This is a genomic window from Ligilactobacillus acidipiscis (genome assembly GCF_900116935.1).
GTDB classification, from domain to species: domain Bacteria; phylum Bacillota; class Bacilli; order Lactobacillales; family Lactobacillaceae; genus Ligilactobacillus; species Ligilactobacillus acidipiscis.
In genome coordinates this window covers 1,436,659-1,459,705 of record NZ_LT630287.1, presented here as the reverse complement: position 1 = coordinate 1,459,705, position 23,047 = coordinate 1,436,659, and the positions used below count along the sequence as shown (strand labels likewise).

Sequence of the window (23,047 nt, the reverse complement as noted above, 5' to 3'; positions counted from 1 at the left end):
AAAAATGAGTGAAATAAAGATCTCTGCACTAGGTGGTGTCAGAGAAAACGGAAAGAATATGTATATCGTTGAAATTAAAGATGAAATCTTTATTTTGGATTGTGGTTTAAAATATCCCGAAAATGAATTGCTTGGGATCGATACCGTGATCCCCGATTTCGATTACTTGCGCGAGAATTCAGAGAAAATCGTGGGTGTTTTTTTGAGCCACGGTCATGCAGATGCAATTGGTGCTTTGCCGTACTTTCTGAGTGAATTTAATGTTCCTGTTTTTGGCTCAGAATTTACGATCGCATTGGCTAAGATCGTATGTGAAAATGAGGATAGTTCAAAGAAATTTAATGATTTTCACGTAACAAATGCTGATACTGAAATCGATTTTGAGAACGCAACGGTTTCATTCTTTAGTACCACTCATTCAGTTCCCGAGTCTTTGGGAATAGTTATTAAAACAAATAAAGGAAATATAGTTTATACAGGTGATTTTAAGTTCGATCAAACAGCTACTGACAGTTATCGGACTGATTTTGGCAGGTTAGCTGAAATCGGTAAAGAAGGAGTCATTGCTTTATTAAGTGATTCAGCCAATGCGGAAAATCCATCTGAACCTGTTGATGAACATGTTATTGCTGATTTGATCAGTGAAACGTTCGAATATCACAAGGGGCGCGTAGTTGTGGCTTGTGTCGCATCTAATTTAATGCGTGTGCAACAGGTTTTGGATGCTGCCGCTGCTAATGAACGTAAGGTCACGCTAACAGGATTTGATGCCGAGAAAGTAATTAATACTGCCTTGAAGATGAAGAAGCTCCAATTACCCAAAAAGGATCTATTGATCAAACCTGCTGATATGAGTAAGTATGCTCCTGAGCAATTAGTCATATTGGAGGCTGGTCGTGCTGGAGAACCATTGAAATCCTTGTATCGGATGGCAACTGGTAAATATAAGGGCATCAATCTGTCTGATGGCGACTTAGCGTTTATCACGACAACGCCATCACATGCAATGGATACAAAAGTCGCTAAAACTCGTGATATGATTTATCGTTCTGGCGCAGAAGTAAAGGCTATTTCAGATGAATATAATTCCTCTGGCCATGCAAGTAAGCGTGATCTACAGTTGTTGATCAACTTACTCAAGCCTAAATATGTTGTACCAATTCAAGGTGAATATCGCTTGTTGGTTGCACATGCTGAATCTGCCGAGCAAGTCGGTATCAAGCCACAGAATATATTTCTGCTAAAAAACGGTGATCTTTTGGAGTATGACAAGGGTAAAATGATCATGGCATCGTCTATTGAAGCTGGTAATACAATGATCGACGGCAGTGGAGTTGGCGATATTGGCAATATTGTGCTGCGTGATCGAAAGGTTCTTTCTGACGATGGGATCTTTATAGCTGTGGTCACGATCGACCGTAAAAAGCATCGGATCATTGATACACCTAAAATCACTTCTCGCGGCTTTGTCTTTGTTAAAGCAAGTAAAGACTTAATGACTGAAAGTGGCGAGATTGTTAAAAAGGTAGTCCAAAATAATTTAGATAATAAAGAATTTGATTGGAGCCACCTGAAACAAGATATCAGGGAAAACTTAAACCACTATCTTTATGAACAAACGCATCGCCATCCAGTGATATTGCCAATCATCATGGAGGTTAATCAACACCGTCATTATAAAAAGAAAAAGCAAGCTTCCAAGTAAACGAATGTTTGGGTGACAGAAATTAATGAAGGATGACAGAAAAAAACTGCAAATTCAAGCCGAGACAGCGCTGCATGAAAAAAATTACCAACTTGCAGTAGATCTTTTTTCCAAACTGTACTTGACTAAAAAGTCTGCGCGTGGGAATTTTTTCTTAGTTCAAGCTTTAGCAGGTTTGAAAGATTATTCAGTTGCATTGGAATTTGCACAAGAATATATAAATAGTTATTTAGCTGAAGACGAACGACTGGTTTTTTATATTCACGTGGCAGTTTTTGCTGGAAAAAGTCTTAAGGTCTACCAATTACTTGAAAGCTTAAAGCCTTATTTGACTGCTAGTGAAAGTCAGTTATTCTATTCGACACTATCTTTCGAATTTGAACTTTTTGAGCAACAAGGAATAGTTGATATTGCGCAGTTAAAAAAGCAACTGCATTATTTGGGAGCTTTGGAGCCGCTTAAACAGCGGACTGTGGCAAAAAAGGCAGCTGCATTATCGTATCAAGATTTTGTTGTGGTAGTTAAAGATGTACTAGTAGATAAAAATGTCCATCCAATAGTGCGGACATCGTTTTTAAATGATTTACGTTTACTAAACGTTCGGGAGGAATTTGACTTTCAGTCTTTTTTGAACGGTAAGATGAGGCTTATTCCACAACAGCTTAAGGGTCTTGAGCAAACTGAAGCTTTTCAAAGTTATGCTGCGCTGATATTAGGCGATACTTCGCGTCCAACAAATCTTTCACAGCAGATTTTAGATGAGATAACTTTAAAACTAATGATACTCTATCCTAATTTTTTAGAAGTAGAACAAAAGCAGGACCTTTGGTATCACGTTTTATTAAACGAGCAGCAGTTTTTAAAAGCTACCGAAAGTTATGCACAGATCGCGACAAAGTTAGAAAAAAGTATTGCCGAATGGGGTCCAAGCTCAAAATAATTTAAAAAAGATAAAAAATCTTGAATATTTTCGATTTTTAGTGTTTACAAATAGATATTGTATCTATATAATAATTCAAGGATTCTTCAATATCTTCGGTTGCTAGTGTCTCTTGATGCTTGGAATTAGAGGGAAGAAGTAGTATAATTAAAATCAAAGGATTATCGGCAAATTATTGCGGGTTTTCTTTGTAAAATCACAGGAGGTTCGTATTAATGGCAAAAGAACATTACGAAAGAACAAAGCCGCATGTTAACATTGGTACTATCGGACACGTTGACCATGGTAAATCAACTTTAACAGCTGCTATTACTAAAGTTTTATCTGAATCTGACAAAGGTGTGGCAGAATTCCAGGATTATGCATCTATCGATGCTGCTCCAGAAGAGCAAGAACGTGGAATCACAATCAATACTTCACATATTGAATATGAAACTGAAAAACGTCATTACGCTCATATTGATGCCCCAGGACATGCCGATTATGTTAAGAACATGATCACTGGTGCCGCTCAGATGGACGGTGCTATCTTGGTAGTTGCCGCTACTGATGGCCCAATGCCACAGACACGTGAACATATCTTGCTTGCTCGTCAGGTTGGTGTTGAATACATCGTTGTCTTCTTGAACAAGACAGACCTTGTTGACGATGACGAATTACTTGACTTGGTTGAAATGGAAGTTCGCGATCTTTTGAGCGAATATGACTTCCCTGGTGACGATATTCCTGTTGTTCGTGGTTCAGCTCTTAAAGCATTACAAGGCGACCCAGAAGAACAAAAACATGTTCAAGAATTACTTGACATCGTTGATGAATATATTCCAACTCCAGATCGTCCAATTGACAAACCATTCTTGATGCCTATTGAAGACGTATTTACGATTACTGGTCGTGGTACTGTTGCTTCTGGCCGTATCGATCGTGGCCAAGCTAAAATTGGTGATGAAGTTGAAATCGTTGGTTTAAGAGACGACGTTATCAAGACAACTATCACTGGTGTTGAAATGTTCCGTAAGACACTTGATGTTGGTGAAGCTGGCGACAATATCGGTGCTTTGCTACGTGGTGTTGACCGTGACCAAGTTATCCGTGGCCAAGTTTTGGCACAACCAGGTTCGATCCAAACACACAAGAAGTTCAAGGGTGAAGTTTACGTCTTATCTAAAGAAGAAGGCGGACGTCATACACCATTCTTCTCAAATTACCGTCCACAATTCTACTTCCATACGACAGATGTTACTGGTGTGATTGAATTGCCAGAAGGTGTTGAGATGGTTATGCCTGGTGATAACGTAACATTTACTGTTGAATTGATTTCACCAGTTGCTATTGAAAAAGGTCTTAAATTCACTGTTCGTGAAGGTGGCCATACTGTTGGTGCCGGTGTTGTTTCTGAAATTGACGACTAAAACAGTTTTAAGGGGTTCGGGCATTGCTCGAACTCTTTTTTTGTTTTTAAATGTGGTTAATATTATTACTTTTTGCGTTGAAACATTTACATTTCGGCTTTTGTAGGTTACACTAATTTAGTATGCAATTAACATATTGTACAAACTTATTTGCTCGGAGGGAAAATAATGTCTGCAAAATGGGAAAAAGAAGAAGGCACAAACAATGGTAAACTTACCTTTGATATCCAGCCTGAAAAAATTAAGGAAGGTTTAGATACTGCCTTTAATCGTGTTAAAAAATCTTTGAATGTGCCAGGGTTCCGTAAGGGAAAGGTTCCTCGCCAGATTTTCAATAAAATGTATGGTGAAGAATCATTATATCAAGATGCATTGAATGCAATCTTGCCTGAAGAATATTCAAAAGCTGTTCAAGAAAGTGATATTAAGCCAGTTGATCAGCCTGAAATTAATGTTGAATCAATGGAGAAAGATTCTGCTTGGGTTTTAAGTGCTAAAGTGACTGTTGAACCAGAAGTAGAATTAGGTCAATACAAAGATCTTGAAGTTGCTCCTCATCCAACACGTGTCTTAAAAGCTGATGTTGAAAAGGCTTTGGAAGACAAACGCCAACAACAAGCTGAACTTGTCTTGAAGGAAGATGAACCAGCCGCTGATGGCGACACAGTTGTTATCGACTATGAAGGTTCCGTTGATGGTGTTCCTTTTGATGGTGGCAAGGCTGACAACCAATCATTAGAACTTGGTTCAGGCCAATTCATCCCTGGTTTTGAAGACCAACTTGTTGGTCATAAATCAGGTGACGATGTAACTGCTAAAGTTACATTTCCAAAAGATTACCAAGCAACTGATCTTGCTGGTAAAGAAGCGGTCTTTGCTACAAAGATTCATGAAGTTAAAGAAAAAGAACTTCCTGAACTTGACGACGAATTTGCTAAAGATGTTGATGAAGACGTCGATACTTTAGAAGAATTAAAAGCTAAGATCAAGGAAGATTTGAAGTCCAAAAAGGTTTCTGAAGCTAAGAGTGCTATCGAAGACGAAGCAATTGGCTATGCAGTTGACAACGCTAAAATCGGTGAAATTCCAGATGCGATGATCGAAGAAGATGTTCATCGTCAAATGGATCAGTTTATGTCAAGCATGCAACAACAAGGCATTACTGCTGACATGTATTATCAACTAACAGGTTCTTCTGAAGATGATCTGCATAAGCGTTTTGAAGAAGGCGCCGAAAAACGTGTTAAGACTAATCTCGTCTTAGAAGCTATCGTTAAAGCAGAAGACGTTAAAGCTAGTGACGAAGAAGTTGCTAAAGAAATTAAAGAATTGGCTGATCAGTATGGTTTAGATGAAAAGGCTGTTCGCTCCGCACTTTCTGACGATATGTTACAACATGACATTGCTATCAGAAAAGTTGTTGACGAAATTGCTGATTCTGCAAAGCAAACTCGTAAGCCTGATGACAAAAAAGACGCTGAAAAAGACGAAAAATAATTTTTCGTTTAGTAAACAAAAAATCACGGTGATCCATGTTGGACAACCGTGATTTTTTGGTTATAGTCGTATGAATTTTGGCTATAGGCCAACTATTCGCCTTTTTAACTCAGATTTGATAGAATGGGCGTAACTAGTAAACAAGGGTGATATTTAATGTATGAAAACATGGATGGTAATGGACCAGTAACTTGTTCTTTTTGTGGAAAATCAGAAAATCAAGTTAAGAGTATGATTTCAGGCCCAGGTGTCTATATATGTAATGAATGTGTAGCATTGGCGGAATCTATTATTAATGAAGAAGCTAAATCTGACGTAAAAAATGATTTAGGTGAAGTTCCAACACCGCAACAAATCGTGCAAATGTTAGATGATTATGTGATCGGACAAACAGAAGCTAAGCGAACTTTAGCTGTTGCTGTGTACAATCATTATAAGCGTGTCAGTGCGTCATTGAACGCTGCTGATGACGAAACTGAATTACAAAAAAGTAATATTTGTTTAGTCGGGCCAACTGGTTCTGGTAAAACATTTTTAGCACAAAATTTAGCTAAGATCCTGAACGTTCCCTTTGCAATTGCGGATGCAACAACATTAACTGAAGCGGGTTATGTTGGTGAAGACGTTGAAAACATTTTACTGAAATTATTGCAAAACGCTGATTACGATGTTGATCGTGCGGAGCATGGGATCGTGTATATTGACGAAATTGATAAGATCGCTAAGAAAAGTGAAAATGTTTCGATTACACGCGACGTTTCGGGTGAAGGTGTACAGCAGGCTTTATTGAAAATCTTAGAAGGAACTGTCGCAAGTGTACCGCCTCAGGGGGGGAGAAAGCACCCACAGCAAGAGTTGATACAAATTGATACAACCAACATTTTGTTTATCGTTGGTGGTGCCTTTGATGGTATTGAAACGATGGTCAAGAATCGTTTAGGAGACAAGACTATTGGCTTTGGTGCAGATTCTAAGCAACTTTTCGATGAAAGCAAAAGTTTGATGCAGCAAATTATCCCAGAAGATCTGCTAAAATTTGGTTTAATCCCAGAGTTTATCGGACGTCTGCCTATTTTGACTGCTTTAGAAAAACTGGATCAAGATGATCTTGTACGTATTTTGACTGAACCGAAAAATGCCTTAGTGAAACAGTATCAAAAATTACTAGAACTTGATAATGTTGAATTAAGCTTTGCACCTGCAGCTCTTAAAGAGATTTCGCATCTCGCGATTGAAAGAAACACTGGGGCTCGTGGCTTACGTTCGATCATTGAGGCAACTATGCGTGATGTAATGTTTGATATCCCAAGTCATAAGGATATTAAAAAAGTTTCTATTACAAAAAACACGGTACTTGGAAAAGAGAAACCCAGGATCGAAAAAAAGGATGCTAAAGCATCATAATGCACTACGACCCATAGAATAATGGGTCGTTTTCTTTTTGAGAAGTGTAAGTTATTTGTTAAATTAAAAAAATTTTTGATATTGACCATGTATACTTTATTTAATTTTTCATTTTTGCTATCATTTGAAGGGAACATAAATTTAAGACTATTTAGGAGGCTAAAATGATGGATAAACCACAAATTGGTGTAATCGGTATGGCCGTCATGGGTAAAAACTTGGCTTTAAATATAGAAAGCAGGGGGTATTCGGTTGCAATTTTTAACCGAACTGCTTCTAAAACTGAAAAAACCGCTGCAGATCATCCAGATAAAAATTTAGTGCCATCATATTCACTCAAGGATTTTGCTTCTTCGTTACAGACTCCTCGTCGAATCATTTTAATGGTAAAAGCCGGACAACCGACGGATGAAACAATCAAGAAATTATTACCCTATTTAGAAAAGGGCGATGTTTTGATCGATGGTGGCAACACATTCTTTGAAAATACAATCAGACGTAACAAGGAATTAGAGGATTCTGGTATTAATTTCATTGGCATGGGAGTTTCTGGTGGTGAAAAAGGTGCTTTAGAAGGCCCTTCTTTAATGCCTGGTGGTCAAAAGGAAGCATATGACCTCGTTAGCCCGATCCTTGAACAGATCGCTGCTAAGGCCAAAGATGGCCAACCTTGTGTGACGTACGTTGGTCCTAATGGTGCTGGACATTATGTCAAGATGGTTCATAACGGTATTGAGTATGGCGATATGGAATTGATCGCAGAAAGTTATAATTTAATGCGTAACGTTTTGCAAATGAGTACTGAAGAAATTGCTGATACTTTTAATGAATGGAAACAGGGAGAATTGAGCAGTTATTTGATAGATATCACTGCAGATATTCTTACTCGTAAGGATGACTTAGGTTCTGGTGAACCAATCGTCGACAAAATTTTAGATCGGGCAGGCAACAAAGGAACTGGGAAGTGGAGTTCTCAGAGTGCACTCGAACTCGGTGTTCCTCAGTCATTGATCACTGAATCAGTTTATGCTCGTTATATTTCTGCTTTGAAGGATGAACGTGTTGCTGCAAGCAAAGTTTTGCATGGTCCCTCATTTGATGCTGCAAAGGTAGATAAGAAGGATTATATTGAAAAAATTCGTCAGGCTTTGTACTTCAGTAAGATTATGAGTTATGCGCAGGGATTTGAACAATTACGTGTTGCTTCTGAAAATTACGATTGGAACTTAAAATATGGCGACATGGCTAAGATTTGGCGTGAGGGATGCATTATTCGTGCTCAGTTCTTACAAAAAATAACTGACGCTTTTGAAAATCAACCTGATCTGAAGAATCTGATGCTTGATCCATACTTCAAAGATATTGCAGAAAAATATCAGGGTGCTGTTCGTGACGTTACTTCACTTGCCGTTCAAGCCGGAGTCGCTTCACCTGGTTTTACAAGTGCGATCACATATTATGATCAATATCGTGCAGAAGTATTGCCAGCTAATATCATTCAGGCTCAACGTGATTACTTTGGTGCACACACCTATGAGCGTAATGACAAGGATGGAATCTTCCATTATGAGTGGTATCACGAAGAATAATGGGACTTTGTCAAATAGTGTTGATGGTCCATAGAACTCTATCTTTATGGTAGGGTTCTTTTTTTACTGCCATAGCTAGATTAAAGTGTTTGGGTTGGGAGGCAGGTGCGGGTCCGAAGCGTAGCGAAATGGGCCCGCACCTGCCTCCCACAGTGTTGACCTAAATTTTTTATCTTAGGCATGGATCAATTTGATGCGGATAAAGAAATGCCTTAAGTTACTGAATCCGTAACAGCTACGTTTAAGTTCTTTGATCTTGCGATTGATCCCCTCTAACGGCCCATTAGAGTAGTCATAGAGACAAGCGTTCCTGATCCCTAAGTAGTTCTTTTGAATGGTCCTCATGACGGTATCCATTTCAGTACCATTGGGACGGTAGTTCATAACTAATTGTTGTAAAGTAGCCCGATCGCGGTTGCGAATAAAGGTTAAGATCGTTTGATAGGTCTGATAGTTTTCTGCGAACTGTGGAAAATTCTTGAGTCCCAGATCGACCACATTTTGGGCAGTCGTGTATTCATTTAATCCCCGATAATATTTAACCTGGGAGGTCTCAAGTTGATTTTCAGCTAAGTGGAATAAGCGCCAGTTGCTTTTTAAAACTTTATAGTTGCGGTCGTGGTGGTCGTTGATCCCTTTTAAAACACGCAGCCGTTCATGGTCAAGTGCCCGACCCGCTAACTGAACAATATGGAAACGGTCAAAGACGATCAGGGCGTTAGGAAAAAGACGACGGACGAAAGTCTGATACTGCGCATTCAGATCCATGGTCACCAGTTGAACTTTTTGACGCTCAGAAAGTGTATAAGTATTGGTGAAATACTCGCGGATCGTCTGCGAGAGACGATCTGGCAATAAGGTGACCAAATCATGGGTTTTTGCGTCAATGCAGATAAAAGAAAAGCAGTTCTTAGTTGAACGAAATTCGTCAAAACTGAGAGCTGTCGGCAGCTCTTTGGGCGTTACTAAAGCTCGCTGATCCTTATACAAGATCCGTTGAACCGAGGAAGCTGAGATTCCCACGGTCTGGCTGATCGTTTTGACTGGCAGTGAGTTCTTAGCCAAAGTCGCGATTTCGTGGACTGCTTGGCGGGTGATCGAGTGCCGAGGTGGAGCGAGCTGCGTCTGCGCGCTAAAAGTATGGTGGCAAGTCCGGCACAGATAACGCTGTTTGCGCAAGTTCATGCGGAGCGGTTGTTCACCTAGGCTGGGTAGTCTCATCTTGGTCAGGCGGGTCCCATTCTGAACGATATTCGTGGAACCACAATTAACACAGCGTTCGACGGGGTAAGTCAGCGTAGCTGAAAGCAGTTTTTCGTGAACTCCGGCCTGTGAAAAATCAGTACAAGCTGAAATTTTGATATTTGGGTCTTGGATATTGAGTAAATTTAGGATAGAATCAGTTTGGGACATCATTTATACCTCGCTTTGATTTGGTTTTGTCGCTTTAATCGTAGCATATGAGGACAAATGATGTCCTTTTTTGTACAAAAATAGTGCTGATGAACGCTCATCAACACTAAAAAGTTTAGACCCAGAATAATTAAAATTGAAAAAGAAAGCTAGACGATGGTTTTGCGTCTAGTTTTTTTTATGAACGTTGTTTTTATAAAGAATACCGGCATTTATGATGAACTTCTTTGTTAGATATGTAATTCTAAGGAATAAAATGTTAAAATTGCATTTGTAGACAATTGGAGTTTTAAAAATAAAGTCTGGAGTACCAGATTAGGAGAGTGCGACTTAATGAGTAATATTTTAATTGTGGAAGATGAAAAAAATCTTGCACGCTTTGTAGATTTAGAATTACAACATGAAGGTTATACAACTAAAGTTTGTAAAAATGGGCGTGAAGGACTTGATTCTGCATTACAAGAAAACTGGGATGCTATCTTATTAGATTTAATGCTTCCAGAGTTAAACGGCTTGGAAGTGTGCCGTCGAGTGCGCCAAGTTAAAAATACGCCGATAATTATGATGACCGCTCGTGATTCAGTGATCGACCGAGTTTCGGGATTAGATCATGGAGCAGATGACTATATCGTCAAACCGTTTGCAATTGAAGAATTATTGGCTCGTTTAAGAGCACTATTACGTCGAATTGACTTAGAAAGTGAACAAAACTCTTCCAAACAGACAACAGTCAGTTATCGCGATTTAACGATCGAAAAAGAAAATCGTGTTGTTCGTCGTGGTGATGAGATCATTGAGTTGACTAAGCGTGAATATGAGCTCTTGTTGGCCTTGATGGAAAATGTAAATGTTGTTTTGGCTCGCGATGTTTTGTTAAAAAAGGTCTGGGGTTATGAATCTCAGATCGAAACTAATGTCGTTGATGTATATATCAGGTATCTGCGCAATAAAATAGATCGACCAGGTGAAGATAGTTACATTCAAACGGTGCGTGGAACTGGTTACGTTATGCGATCGTAATGGACGAGCAAATTGTAACTGGCAAAGATGGCGAACAGGGTGTTAAAAACGACAAACGTTTCGTTTCATTAAAAGTTAAATGGTCGGTCGGAATGGGACTTGGAGTTTTAATAATTTTTGCTATTTTTGCTGTTTTGTTATTTCAAAGCTTTTCAAGTATTTTGTTACGACAAGAAAAAACTTATTCTTACAATGCTTTGTCTACTGCTTCCGAACGGTTGGAAAACCAGGATTCTGAATTAGACGCTAAGCATGTTAAACAGGTCTTAAGTTATGATGTGGCTCCTACCGAAGAAAAAGGGCAAAATACTCCTGCTCCTTATACGGACGCGGCGTTTACCTCGTTGGCACGTAAGAATTTAGCTGTTAGTGTATATGACTTATCTGGAGATTTGATTTTTGCTTCACGTAATGTTCCATATCATTTCAAAAAGGCCGGTTCAAATAAAGATGCTGTGATCCGTGATGGTTCACATCATATTTTCGTTACTAGTCGAGCGGTTAGATCGAATTCAACCAACCAGGTGATCGGATATGCGCAGGTCACAAATACTCTTAAAGATTATGATCAAGCCAGAAGCAAGTTTATCCTAATTTTTATTGTATTCGGTATTACTGCTGGGTTAGCAATTGCTCTGCTTAGTTTGGGCCTATCTTCTTGGTTATTAAAACCTATTGAATCTTTAAACGAGGCAATGCGCAAGCTTAGCACAGGAAACGAAGGACGAGCAATTGCAACTGTTAGGGTGCCCCAACTAAAGCAACGGGATGAATTATCAGAATTAAGTGAATTATTTAATGATATGTTAGATCAAATGCAAGGCTATATTGAACAACAATTACAATTTGTTGAGGATGTTTCTCATGAATTAAGAACACCAGTTGCTGTTATCAAGGGGCATATGGATTTGTTAAATCGTTGGGGGAAAGATGACCCAGAAGTTTTAACTGAATCTATTGATGCTTCTTTGCAGGAAATTACACGTATGGAAAGCTTAGTTCAGGAAATGTTGGATTTGTCACGTGCGGGACAAGTCAATGTTCAGTTTGGCAACGAAACTAGTGATATTCGGGAAGTAGCATTACAGGTCTTCTCAAACTTTGAAATGATCCACCCTGATTTTCATTTCAGTTTAGATAATGAACTGAAAGAAAAAACTGAAGTTAAAATGTATCGTAATCATTTAGAGCAAATCATGGTTATTTTGATGGATAACGCTGTTAAGTATTCTCAAGAAAGAAAAGAAATCTACGTTACTTTGTCCAAAACAAATCGTTTTGCAGAATTAGTTGTTCAAGATTTTGGTGCTGGTATTCCTGATGAAGAAGTAAAAAAAATCTTTGGACGTTTTTATAGGGTCGATAAAGCACGCAGTAGAGATCAAGGAGGAAATGGCTTGGGCTTGTCTATCGCCCAACGTTTATTAGAAGGATACCGTGGTAAGATAACTGTAGAAAGTGCGGAGGGGCAAGGTTCACTTTTCAAAGTTTCTATTCCCCTGTATGTTCATAAAACTAACAAACAAGAGCAAAATAAGAATTTAGACTAATTTTGATCATAAAAAAAGCGTGCTGTCTTTGTGAACTTCACATCGACAGTGCGCTTTTTGAAATCATTATTTATGATGTTGTTGTTTGCCGGTGTTACGCTGACGGTTCTTATTATGCATTTCTTGTTGTTGTTTTTCTTTTTGGACAGTTTCTTGTTCAACAACAGGTCTAGGTTTTTTAGCAGGAGCTTTAATAGGATTATCTTTAAGATCCGCTGCGATCTGTTTTTTGATCCGTGGACGCATAAACAAGATGATCAATGTCTGTAAACAAGCAAAGATACCACCGACAAAAAAGTAAAGTCCGAGCCCGGCAGGAGAAATATAAGTGATCCCTGCTGTCATGATCGGGCTGATTATGAGCATGGATTGCATCTGTTTTTTCTGTTGAGGTTCTAACCCGATCAAGGACATATAACCTTGTACCGCATAAATAATAAAGGTTAAAGCAGTTAAAGCAAAACTTCTGTTCCCTAAATTGATCCCAAAGAAATAGGAACTGGATAATTCGGGCGAATACCGAATGGCAGCATACAGAGCAGCAAAAATCGGCATCTGGATCAAAAGTGGTAAACATCCGATTCCACCAGTCATGGAGATATTATTATCCTTGTATAAGGCCATCATTTCTTGATTGGCTTCCATTTGTTCTTCTTGAGTCTTTGCTTCTTTAGAACGTTTCTGAATGTCTGTCATGTAAGGCTGGATCGAAGCCATTTTTTCTTGCTGGATCGTAGACTTACGAGATTGATTTATCATCAATGGCATTAAAATTAACCTGACAATAAATGTGATCAAAATAATTGCCCAACCTAGATTATTTCCTAGCTGTTGTGAGAGCCACATTAACAAATGCTGAGTTGGGACAGCCAAATTGTCATAAACCCAACCATATGGTTTCCCACTTTTAGTTCTTTGGACACAGCCGCTTAGAAAAATAACTAGGACCATAAAAAGGGGAAAAAGCTTGGTTATTTTTTTTCTATTCATTTCTAAGTCCTTTCGCATTGTAAATTACACAATTGATATCTTACCATATTCTAAAAATGTATTCTATAAACACCAAGCTTTTTTTATATTAAATCAAACAAATAAGAAAAGTTTTCCATATAAAAACCACCATACTTTTTTATTATGGTGGTGAAGGTTGTTAATAAACTACAGCAAAGCCATTATAGTTTTTTTGAGGAATTTCAGTAACTTCAACATGATCAACACGTGCTGCAGGGGAAGGGGAATCTTTGATCCCCGCTATGAATTTTTCGAGTATTTCCTTTTCTGCCTGAGCTTCGATATAGACATCACCGTTCATTAAATTGCGAATGATCCCACTTACTTTCAACCGGTCAGCTAGCATTTTGGCGGTGTATCTAAAGCCAACTCCCTGGACCAGGCCAGAAACCGTCATTTTAATTGTTTTCAAACAAGTCACCTCCTAATTGATCATGTTTATTATACTACAAGAATTTTAATGTTTGCATCTTTTGAAATTCGCCAGATAACTTAACCGCCTGATTTACAATCCAAGTGCAACACAAGTCAAAATTAAACAAAAAAGCCATAAAGGCCTAAACTATAAGTGTCTAAACTAAATAGAAAGGCAGACCTTTATGACTCGAATATATTCTAACACGCCAAAGCACTATCAACAATTATCTGCAGCTGAAAGAGGACAGATCGAAGCCTCTTTAAAAGACGGTCTGAGTGTCATGCAGATCGCACAACGTTTAGGTCGGGCACGAAGTACTATTTATCGTGAGATCGCCCGTGGGACGACCTTGCAGCGTAACTCTGATTATTTATTTTACCGCCAATATTTCGCAGAGACCGGCCAGATAAATTATCGGAAAAATCGTAGTCAGTGTCATTCAAAACCGCTGACACGTAATTGTTGGTTATATTTTGCAATGTTAGCAAAAGAGTTGAAGCGACCTTTTCGTTCCCAAAGTGTGGCCAGTTTTACGGCCTATTTCAAACGGATCCATCCTGACAAGCCGACACCGTCGGTAACCACAGTTTACCGTTATATAGATCAAGGGTTATTGCAGCTCAGGAATATTGATTTGCCACAAAAACTCCGGCGGAGAATAAAAACGACAAAACATACCCATGTCAGGCAGAATCAGAAAAACTTGGGCCTCTCGATCGAAAAAAGGCCGGCAGACGTCAAGCAACGCTTGACATTTGGTAATTGGGAAGCTGATTTAGTTAAAGGGGTTAGAAAAGCTAGTGAGCCGGCACTTTTGACTTTAACTGAGCGGAAAACCCGGTATGAAATCGTGCTTAAGGTCCCTAATTATCACGCACAAACTTGCTTAGCAGCTGTGCAAAAGGTTATTAAACAAGCCCCCACACTTTTTAAGACACTCACTTTTGATAATGGAGCAGAGTTTTCGGAGCAAAGTCGTTTAAAAAGAACTACAAGTTACTTTGCGCATCCTTCTTCGCCCTGGGAACGGGGTAGCAATGAGCGTGCGAATGGGCTTTTACGTGAATTTTTCCCTAAAGGACACTCACTGAGGCAAGTCACACCAGAGGAAATACAGCGGGCGCAAAATGCTTTAAATGGCAAATATCGCCGGATTTTAGGTTATCACTCCGCCCAAGAAGCATTAGAAAATGAATTAGCCCAGCCAAATAAGTAGTGGCTAAAGTTCGACAGTGGGAGGCCGGCCATTTGCTACGCTTCCTGGCCGGCCTCCCACTGAACTAACATCTATCTTCACTTATAGTTTAAGCTTTACACTTGTCGCACTTGATTTGACAATTGGGGAGATAACTTAACCTCGCCTAAGCATTATTATTTTTCCTAGTTCTTTGAAAGTAAGGTATAATATTAAGGTCAGTTAAAAAATCAGTGTTTTTTATTTTTAAGTATGAATTAGTGATATTATCTAATGTTGAGGATAAGAATAAATGTTATGAAATAGGAGTTATCTTTTATGAAAATAGGAATCGATAAGATTGGTTTTGCTACATCTCATTTGTATGTTGATATGGCAGAATTAGCAAAAGCCAGAAATGAAGAACCTGGTAAGTATTTAGTAGGGTTGGGTCAAAGTAAAATGGCTGTGATTCCACCTTCTCAAGATCCAGTGACCTTAGCTTGTAGTGCCGCAGCACAGATTTTAACACCTGAAGATAAAGGTGAAATTGGTTTAGTGATTTTTGGTACGGAATCAGGAATTGACAATTCTAAGGCCGCATCTATGTATGTTACTGAGCTTTTAGATTTACCAGAAAACATCAGGTCGTTTGAAATAAAACAGGCGTGCTATGGTGCAACTGCTGGTATTGCCATGGCTAGGGGATACCTAGCTTTGAATCCTAAGAAAAAAGTTCTTGTATTCGGCGCTGATATAGCTCGCTATGGTATTAAAACTCCTGGTGAATCGACTCAAGGTGGAGGAGCTGTTGCTTTACTTTTGAGTGGTGATCCTTCCATATTGGAATTTGAACCGCAAACGTCATATTTAGCACAAAATGCGATGGATTTTTGGCGACCTTTAGGCCATTCTGAAGCCCTAGTTCAGGGAAAATATTCTTCTCAGATTTACTTGGATTTTTTTGAGAAAGTTTATCACGATTATTTAAGTAGGACGCACTTGTCGCTAGCGGATTTTAGTGCTTTGGTTTTTCATTTGCCATATACAAAATTGGGACTTAAAGCTCTTAGAAAAGCCACAGAAAATGCTACTCCAGAACTTTCTGCTAAACTTGAGGCACAATTTGAGGCTTCACGTGAATATAGTCGAAACGTTGGCAATCTTTATACGGGTTCACTTTATTTAAGTTTATTGTCGTTGTTGCAAAACAGTGAGGATCTGGTTGCTGGACAACGAATTGGCCTGTTTAGTTACGGTTCAGGTGCTCAAGGAGAATTTTTCTCTGGAAAATTACAACCTGGATTTAAAGCATTGGCTGCTGATAAGGCAATTTCTGAAATGTTGCTGCAACGCAAGCAAGTTAGCGTGAAAGAATATGAAGAAATTTATCGTTCTTCCTTAGAGATAGCAGATAATGTTTTGATCAAACATGATGATGATCCGGCTTCGTTTGTTTTAACTGGTGTTAAAGATGCACAAAGAAAGTATGCTTACAAGCTGGCACAATAATTACTACAAGTCGTTTTGCAACGGCTTTTTATTTTGCAAATTAAAAATCAAAATCACAATTTTTTTGCGTATTTATGTGTAGCTAGAAAAAAATAGGAGTGAAAAGCACATGGAAATAGCAAAGGAATTTTGTGATTTAAAAATCTATCCGCAAGCAGAACAGATCAAGCAGATCCAAAAATGTTTGGAACTTAGTAGGAATGTGATCCGTGAGTTAGACAAATGTCAATTGAATACCAATGCAGATACCGTGATATTAAAAAAAAGCAGAGAAATTGCCCAGCGTTTTTTTAATAGAAGTAACCATCATTTAAATCGTTTAGCACTGAACACAGTAATTGGTTCACTGTGTCAATATCGTTTTAACTGTAAAGCTTTGGCATGTACTGAAGAACCGCAACAACTTGGATTTTCAGCTGATTTTATAGCTAATTTTGGCTTGTGCTGTTTGTTTACGAAGGAATCAGGTGAAGCATTGTTATTGAACAATTTATTGATGCTGCCTATTTTAGGAACGGTTCCTATAGATTGTCCATGGGATCATTGTTTTAATAAGATCACTTTTATGTTTATTTACCGGTTAGGAAAATCTTACCGTGCAAGGATCTATAGTAACTGGCCTTTTGAAAAGCCCCAAAAGCAGGAAGATTCTTGGTTAGGGCTTAACTTTGGCAAACACAAGCTATTATTCTTGAGTAATGGCAGCAGTTTTTCTTATTATCATTTACTTGATGATAGGAAGAAACAAAACCAACAGTTTAAAAGACTTGATGCATTTATGTATTATAACGAGATTTTTCAAAAATTGTACCAGCCTACTTTAAATGGATTGGTCATATTGCGTTCACAAATACCAACAGGAGTACCTACAAGTGTGTCTCTTTTTGAGAGATATCATTTTTTAATTTTTTTATTGGAAAAAGCTAACTCAGTCGGGTTAAAGGTTAGGATCGCTTCAAAATTTCCAATGGCTGGTAAAAATGATTTTGAAAGGGCGCAATCTATCAGACATGCTCCTGAATCCAAAGAAATCAATGATATAGAAAAAATAATTAAGTTTTTAAGACATAAATTGAGCGATACTTCCAGAAACGGAAAAGCGACACAATTTGTTTTGAATTTTTGATTTTTTTTCGTTGTTTAGTTTTGCAGGCCATAGCTATGATGCTCACATTATAAAACGAAAAAATTTAATTAAATAAGTTGGCGGATTATCAAGCGACCAACAAGGAATCACATTAAGGCTGATTTGTTTTTTTATATAAATATTTAGCTTATTTCAACTTGTCGTTCAGAAAACGCGGGTATATCAACGATTCAATACAGTTGAACTTAAAGAATTTATATGGGAAAATAAAGTCATTAGATTAATGATGAATTATAAATGCATCGTTTTATTAGGGGAGATTAACATGGCGAACACAAATGAATTTGTTTTATCCGATCATGGTGAGGCGACTGCAGCGGTTATTCAGGCCGTAGTCAATAAAAGCCGCTATCTTCAAACGCTTCATGAAGCTCTTGAAGATCAAGATGATCGTTTGGTTTATCAATTGATCAATTCTGAAAAATACGCTCGTGAGGTTCAACAAGCTCGACACATATCGGCTGATCCGGGGAATGAGTCATTAGTTGAAGATCTACATGATCAGTTGAGTGCCTTTTTAAGTCAAAAATTAATTATATTTTTGCGTAATAGGTATCCCTTTTTTTATTTTGAAGAGATTGGCGAGGGACAGTATCAGTTCTATTTTGGAAACTGGTGGGGTCGTCGCTTATTTGGGACCCTTGATGTTTTAAATGTTTCTTTTGATTTTGACGAGGTAGAATATCAAAAATTAGCACGGACATTTGCTTTAGAAACACAGCAAAAAAGATTAAATAGCGATCAAATCGAACAAATCTCATTAGAAAATGATAAATTACAAGAGTTGATCGACTCTCAAGAAGAACGAGATAATCAAAAAGCAGAGCTGCGTTCTCAGATCAAGCAAATCTCCCAAGAAAAAGTCATGCCATGGGAAGCTAATCGCCAAAAGGAAGAAAAACAAGCGTTGATCGATAAATTGACGGAACTAACTGAGATTGATGAATCTTCAAATAATGCTTTCCAGCAGATTAGACAAAATGAAAATCGCATCTTAGAATTGTCAAAGGAAGATACTTTATTGAGTTATGAAAAGCAAAGTATCATCGCAAAATTTGGCAGTTTTGAGAACTTTGAGGCGCAAAATAATGTTTTATATCGTGATTATATTGCAAATTTAATTGCTACTAGAGGGCGGGTGAGCGCTGATGAATAAAGAAAGCCAAAACGAAACGATTGTCTTTCAACCTGATGGAACAAGTACAGGAGTCAAACAAAAAGCAGTTATCAGCACTTCAGCCCGTTTACAAAATTATAATGATCAACTTAAAGAAGGATTGCAACACGGTATTTCTTTTACTAAGTTACTTGATCAAATGGTCAGCACTAATGATCCACATGAATTATTAGATGCTGCTTCAAAATTGATTTCTTTTCGTTTGAACACTGCATTTTTGGTCTTTCCGCAACAATACAGTCAAGCTGATTTTTATTTAATTTTTTTAAGTAGGTTATTGCAACAACATAGTAGTGATCAATTGATTTTGCAATCGAGTGATCGCAACCGGGAGTTATATCATGAATTTCCAGGAATCAATACTGCTGGCTATTTTATTTTCCAAATTGATCCTGTTAATGAAGGTGGAGCTTATTATGTTGAAAAACAAACTGGTGAAAAGCTGTTTTATTTGAATTTTTCAAAGCATATTTTAAAATTTAATGCAGCGGCGATCACATCTCTTTTGGTTGTTAATTACCAAGAAAAATTTGTTTACTCAACTATCAAAAAGTTCATCTTATTACTTATTAAGATAGGAGATTTCTTTAAGGAAGATTATGGATTTGATGTAGACTTTAATATTTTGGATCCTTCTAATTCTGCCGTTTACCCGATCATTAAAACAGATCTTCCGAACGGAGCTTTGGATAAATTGTTTGTTGTGGCTTCTCAGGCTGGTTACATGTTAAAAGCAGGAAGCAACGGAGAAGCTATCTTGGAATTAAAAGCAGATTTGGTGGTTACTTTCGGTGATGAAAATCAGTTGATTGGTAATGGGCGATCTCAATGGGCTATCAATGTTAAGGATAAAGAAGAAGACTTGTCTTGGTTTGACATAATTTTTAATTATGACTTTATCCGTGATTGGTATTTGAATAACTTAGATGTGTTGGAAATTCAAACTGATCGTAGATATTTTAACTAAAGAAGGATATTTTTGTGAAAGTTAATGAAATGAGTGTTATTGCGCGGCATGCAATGTTGCCGTCATATATAAGCATGGCAAATTTCTCGGAACGGGAACGTCAAGCTGCATTGTATACAGATCTGTCATTATCAGTCAGTGAGCTTTTTTTGGAGGTGCAATCTGATAAGTCGCAAGTAATTTTGGACAAATTTTGTAATAGTGTCTGCAGGTTCTTGCTTGTAGCAAGCAGTCAAAACTTGTTAGATAAATTCTTATTAGATAAAATACAATTTGCTCAATTTAAAAATAAGTGGGCAAGCAAGTCATTCAATACAGTTTATTTGATTATGGAGCAGCAAATATTAAATGCTTATTTTAAGCATCAAATGGATGATTTGATTCATGCTTGGCATATGTTATTAAAGTTTGGGGCAGTAGACTTGCGTTTTTCAGAAGAAGAAATCGAGGACAGGTTTTTTCAGCTTTTTTCAAAGTAAAGTTGAAAAATAGTTTAAAAAGGAACTCGAGTCTGTAGATTTGAGTTCTTGTTTTTTAAAACGATCATTCACTATATATACAATCATTCAAAATAGCTCACTCTTCTTTTAGGGTGAGCTATTTTGAATACAAAAACATATAGGATGGTGGATTTAAAAAGCTTTTAATAAGAAAAATAATTGACAAAATTTTTAAAAATATATTTTGTAGTCTGGCAATACAAAGTATTAATCAGTATTAATATTAGCCGATCCAATAGTTGTGTGCAATTTTTTATCTAATAAATTTTATGCTAGTTTGGAAAAAGATGGTTTGGCTCACATTTATAATTTTGATTTAAGCAATCAGTAGATAAAATTATCTTTTTATTTTTACAGAGTATCTTTTTTGTAAGGTCCAGGGTAACTTAGGAGGAAAATATGGAAGAAAAAGAACAATTATTAGCGGAAATATCGGGATTAGAACCTAAAGTTAAAGAATTTATTAACAAAGGTCAAGCATCTGAAGCGGTAAAATGCCAACAGCAAATTTTAAAAAACAAAATGGAATTGGCAAAATTTAAAAGTTTTGAGTCACGTTAGTTAAGAAAGGAACATAATGTTTTCAAAAGGAAAAATGCAAAATATCAGCGGAATTATCGATCGAATTTATAGTGGCGAAGATGGAAGATCGCAAGAAATAATTGTTAATGGTAGAAGAGTTTTACTAAAAAGTGATCAAAATGCACATGACAAAAGATTTATCTTTTCTGGTGTTTTTACTGTTAATGAAAGTGAAAAGAACGATTATGATGCATATATATTTTGTGTTAAAGCAAAGTTGCCTGAAGTTTTCATATTTAGTGGTGACTCTTATCTTACATTAGTAGATACAAACAAAACAGAAGAGTATCAGCCTTATATTTTGGCCGTACTAAAGAAGAGAGTATAAAATAGTTTGTGTAAATAAATAAAATCCTATTGAAAAGGGAATCCCTTCCCCGTATGATTAAATCGTCAAACCAAACCAAAACGGAGGGATTCCCCATGGAACAGTTTACCAAAGATTTAACCAAAACTCTATTATCAAATGGCGATGTTAAAGAACTTTTTCGCCAACAACTTGAAAAAGCTATTAATCAAATCTTACAAGCTGAGTTAACTTCGTTACTCGGTTATGATCCTTATGAACGTAATGGTTTTAAGGCTAACAATTATCGGAATGGTCAATACTTTCGGTTAATTGATTCCGAATATGGTAAGTTGAAAATTGCTGTGCCGCGTGACCGACAAGGCAAGTTTCATAATCATTTACTTCCAGCTTATTCTCGTCGTCAAGATGCTTTAGAAACTACAATTATTCAACTTTACTCTAAAGGTGTTACCACTCGTGAAATCGCTGATTTGATTGAGAAAATGTATGGTTCTTATTATTCAGCTACAACTGTTTCTAACATTACTGCTCAAGTAACTGAGCAGATTGAAGCTTTTCATCAACGAACCATTAAAGCAAACTATGTTTGCTTATTCTTAGATGCAACTTATTTACCTTTGCGTCGTGACACAGTTCAAAGAGAAGCGGTTTATATTGCCTTAGGAATTACACCCACTGGAATTAAGGAAGTTCTTGATTATCGCATTGCACCCAGTGAAAATGCTGAAGTCTGGTCGGAAATGGCAGCAGATCTTAAGCAGCGAGGGCTTAAACAGGTTCAATTAATTATTGCGGACGGAATGGTCGGACTTCAACCAGCGCTGTTACATGCTTTTCCTAAAGCAAAATTTCAAAGATGTTTAGTTCATGTTATGCGTAATATTAGTACACATGTCCGTTTAAAAGACCGTGAGGTCATTTTAAATGATTTCAAACAGCTTCATTCGGTAACTAATAAAACTGAAGCTCATAAAATGCTTGCCGATTTTTATAGTACTTGGGAAAAGCAATACACAAATCTGATTAGTCACATTAGGTCAATTGAAAAGGAATTATTAGCTTTTTTGGCTTTTCCAGCCGCAATACGCCCAACCATTTATTCAACAAATATTATAGAATCGCTAAATAAAAAGATTAAACGCAAGACTAAAGCAAAAGAACAGTTTCCCAATGAAAAATCATTAGACAATTTCATTGGAGTGCAAGTAATTAGTTACAACGAAAAGAACTTTAATCGAATTCATCGTGGATTCGGACAAGTTAAGGATACATTAGAATCACTTTTCGACTGAAAAGATTTAATTTTATGGAGAAAGGGCAATCCCTTTTTACACAAACTTCTTGACACTCCCCTAAAGAAGGATCATTGGTCGACTATAAAGACAATAAAGAAATAGATGTAAGCAAGTTTTATAATAATTGGAGTATTTTACAGGCTTAGGTATTGGAAATTTAGATGATAGATAGAATAACAAAGTTTATGAGGTTGAGGGTAACTGAACTTTTTTGAAAATTGTTGGCTGAAATTCGTTAAATTAATGTGTTGAATAATGAAACATTATTTAATCCTGAATTATTCATACTTTTCCCTTAAGGACTACTTTTTGTTGTTGTCATGCTAGTTCGCATCTTTTTCGTTTTTCACCTGTTGGGTGTACAAAAAGAGCACATCCTGTGCTATTGTAAAGTCGATGAAAACCACAAAGAACAGGAGTGCTCCTT

20 protein-coding genes are annotated in these 23,047 nt (G+C 37.3%); 17 read left to right on the top strand and 3 right to left on the bottom strand.

Annotated features, from left to right (window positions below):
* Positions 1 to 4 precede the first annotated feature (4 nt).
* The 6 genes from BQ5903_RS06725 (at position 5) to gndA (ending at position 8,544) form a co-directional block, all read left to right on the top strand.
* A complete protein-coding gene (locus BQ5903_RS06725; protein WP_079579219.1) occupies positions 5 to 1,705 on the top strand; it encodes a ribonuclease J in 1,701 nt (566 codons plus the stop codon).
* Between the two features lie 25 nt (positions 1,706 to 1,730).
* Positions 1,731 to 2,645 carry a hypothetical protein gene (locus tag BQ5903_RS06720; protein WP_056988032.1) on the top strand — a complete coding sequence of 305 codons (915 nt, stop codon included), beginning with the start codon at positions 1,731 to 1,733 and terminating at the stop codon, positions 2,643 to 2,645.
* Between the two features lie 215 nt (positions 2,646 to 2,860).
* The gene (tuf, locus tag BQ5903_RS06715) at positions 2,861 to 4,054 is read left to right on the top strand and encodes an elongation factor Tu (RefSeq protein ID WP_010494526.1); all 1,194 of its coding nucleotides are present in this window, start codon (positions 2,861 to 2,863) and stop codon (positions 4,052 to 4,054) included.
* A 168-nt stretch (positions 4,055 to 4,222) separates the two neighbouring features.
* A complete protein-coding gene (gene tig, locus BQ5903_RS06710; RefSeq protein ID WP_056988033.1) occupies positions 4,223 to 5,551 on the top strand; it encodes a trigger factor in 1,329 nt (442 codons plus the stop codon).
* A 156-nt stretch (positions 5,552 to 5,707) separates the two neighbouring features.
* Positions 5,708 to 6,955 carry an ATP-dependent Clp protease ATP-binding subunit ClpX gene (clpX, locus tag BQ5903_RS06705; RefSeq protein ID WP_056988034.1) on the top strand — a complete coding sequence of 416 codons (1,248 nt, stop codon included), beginning with the start codon at positions 5,708 to 5,710 and terminating at the stop codon, positions 6,953 to 6,955.
* Positions 6,956 to 7,122: 167 nt separating this feature from the next.
* On the top strand, positions 7,123 to 8,544 hold the full coding sequence (gene gndA / locus BQ5903_RS06700; protein ID WP_010494511.1) for an NADP-dependent phosphogluconate dehydrogenase: 1,422 nt from the start codon (positions 7,123 to 7,125) through the stop codon (positions 8,542 to 8,544).
* Positions 8,545 to 8,718: 174 nt separating this feature from the next.
* Here the strand turns inward: gndA and BQ5903_RS06695 are convergent, their stop codons facing one another.
* Positions 8,719 to 9,960: an ISL3 family transposase gene (locus BQ5903_RS06695; protein WP_079578646.1), complete on the bottom strand. Its 1,242-nt coding sequence runs from the start codon at positions 9,958 to 9,960 to the stop codon at positions 8,719 to 8,721.
* A gap of 330 nt (positions 9,961 to 10,290) precedes the next feature.
* On the opposite strand from BQ5903_RS06695, the gene BQ5903_RS06690 reads away from it, so the two are divergent.
* A complete protein-coding gene (locus tag BQ5903_RS06690; protein WP_056971407.1) occupies positions 10,291 to 10,977 on the top strand; it encodes a response regulator transcription factor in 687 nt (228 codons plus the stop codon).
* Positions 10,977 to 12,527: a HAMP domain-containing sensor histidine kinase gene (locus tag BQ5903_RS06685; RefSeq protein WP_079579217.1), complete on the top strand. Its 1,551-nt coding sequence runs from the start codon at positions 10,977 to 10,979 to the stop codon at positions 12,525 to 12,527. The genes BQ5903_RS06690 and BQ5903_RS06685 overlap by 1 nt, the downstream gene beginning before the upstream one ends.
* Positions 12,528 to 12,593: 66 nt before the next feature.
* Here BQ5903_RS06685 and yidC read toward each other — a convergent pair whose 3' ends face one another.
* The gene (gene yidC / locus BQ5903_RS06680; RefSeq protein ID WP_056988211.1) at positions 12,594 to 13,517 is read right to left on the bottom strand and encodes a membrane protein insertase YidC; all 924 of its coding nucleotides are present in this window, start codon (positions 13,515 to 13,517) and stop codon (positions 12,594 to 12,596) included.
* A 160-nt stretch (positions 13,518 to 13,677) separates the two neighbouring features.
* On the bottom strand, positions 13,678 to 13,950 hold the full coding sequence (locus tag BQ5903_RS06675; RefSeq protein ID WP_010494497.1) for an acylphosphatase: 273 nt from the start codon (positions 13,948 to 13,950) through the stop codon (positions 13,678 to 13,680).
* Positions 13,951 to 14,137: 187 nt separating this feature from the next.
* Here BQ5903_RS06675 and BQ5903_RS06670 point away from each other — a divergent pair, with 187 nt between their 5' ends.
* From BQ5903_RS06670 to BQ5903_RS06630, 9 genes are all read left to right on the top strand, one after another.
* Positions 14,138 to 15,172 (top strand): IS30 family transposase, encoded by a 1,035-nt coding sequence (locus tag BQ5903_RS06670; RefSeq protein WP_079578356.1) that lies wholly within the window; start codon positions 14,138 to 14,140, stop codon positions 15,170 to 15,172.
* A 297-nt stretch (positions 15,173 to 15,469) separates the two neighbouring features.
* A complete protein-coding gene (locus BQ5903_RS06665) occupies positions 15,470 to 16,642 on the top strand; it encodes a hydroxymethylglutaryl-CoA synthase (RefSeq protein WP_056971404.1) in 1,173 nt (390 codons plus the stop codon).
* A gap of 109 nt (positions 16,643 to 16,751) precedes the next feature.
* Positions 16,752 to 17,768: a hypothetical protein gene (locus BQ5903_RS06660; RefSeq protein ID WP_056988203.1), complete on the top strand. Its 1,017-nt coding sequence runs from the start codon at positions 16,752 to 16,754 to the stop codon at positions 17,766 to 17,768.
* A 286-nt stretch (positions 17,769 to 18,054) separates the two neighbouring features.
* The gene (locus tag BQ5903_RS06655) at positions 18,055 to 18,945 is read left to right on the top strand and encodes an exonuclease SbcC (protein WP_079579215.1); all 891 of its coding nucleotides are present in this window, start codon (positions 18,055 to 18,057) and stop codon (positions 18,943 to 18,945) included.
* Positions 18,938 to 19,933 (top strand): hypothetical protein, encoded by a 996-nt coding sequence (locus BQ5903_RS06650; protein WP_010494487.1) that lies wholly within the window; start codon positions 18,938 to 18,940, stop codon positions 19,931 to 19,933. Before BQ5903_RS06655 ends, BQ5903_RS06650 begins: the two co-directional genes overlap by 8 nt.
* Before the next feature lie 14 nt (positions 19,934 to 19,947).
* The gene (locus BQ5903_RS06645) at positions 19,948 to 20,412 is read left to right on the top strand and encodes a hypothetical protein (protein ID WP_010494484.1); all 465 of its coding nucleotides are present in this window, start codon (positions 19,948 to 19,950) and stop codon (positions 20,410 to 20,412) included.
* 420 nt (positions 20,413 to 20,832) lie between these two features.
* A complete protein-coding gene (locus BQ5903_RS06640; protein WP_154022023.1) occupies positions 20,833 to 20,994 on the top strand; it encodes a hypothetical protein in 162 nt (53 codons plus the stop codon).
* Positions 20,995 to 21,010: 16 nt separating this feature from the next.
* Entirely contained in the window at positions 21,011 to 21,343 is a 333-nt protein-coding gene (locus BQ5903_RS06635; protein ID WP_079579213.1) for a hypothetical protein, read from the top strand.
* Positions 21,344 to 21,438: 95 nt separating this feature from the next.
* Positions 21,439 to 22,617 (top strand): IS256 family transposase, encoded by a 1,179-nt coding sequence (locus BQ5903_RS06630; RefSeq protein WP_057785074.1) that lies wholly within the window; start codon positions 21,439 to 21,441, stop codon positions 22,615 to 22,617.
* The last annotated feature ends 430 nt before the right edge of the window (positions 22,618 to 23,047 follow it).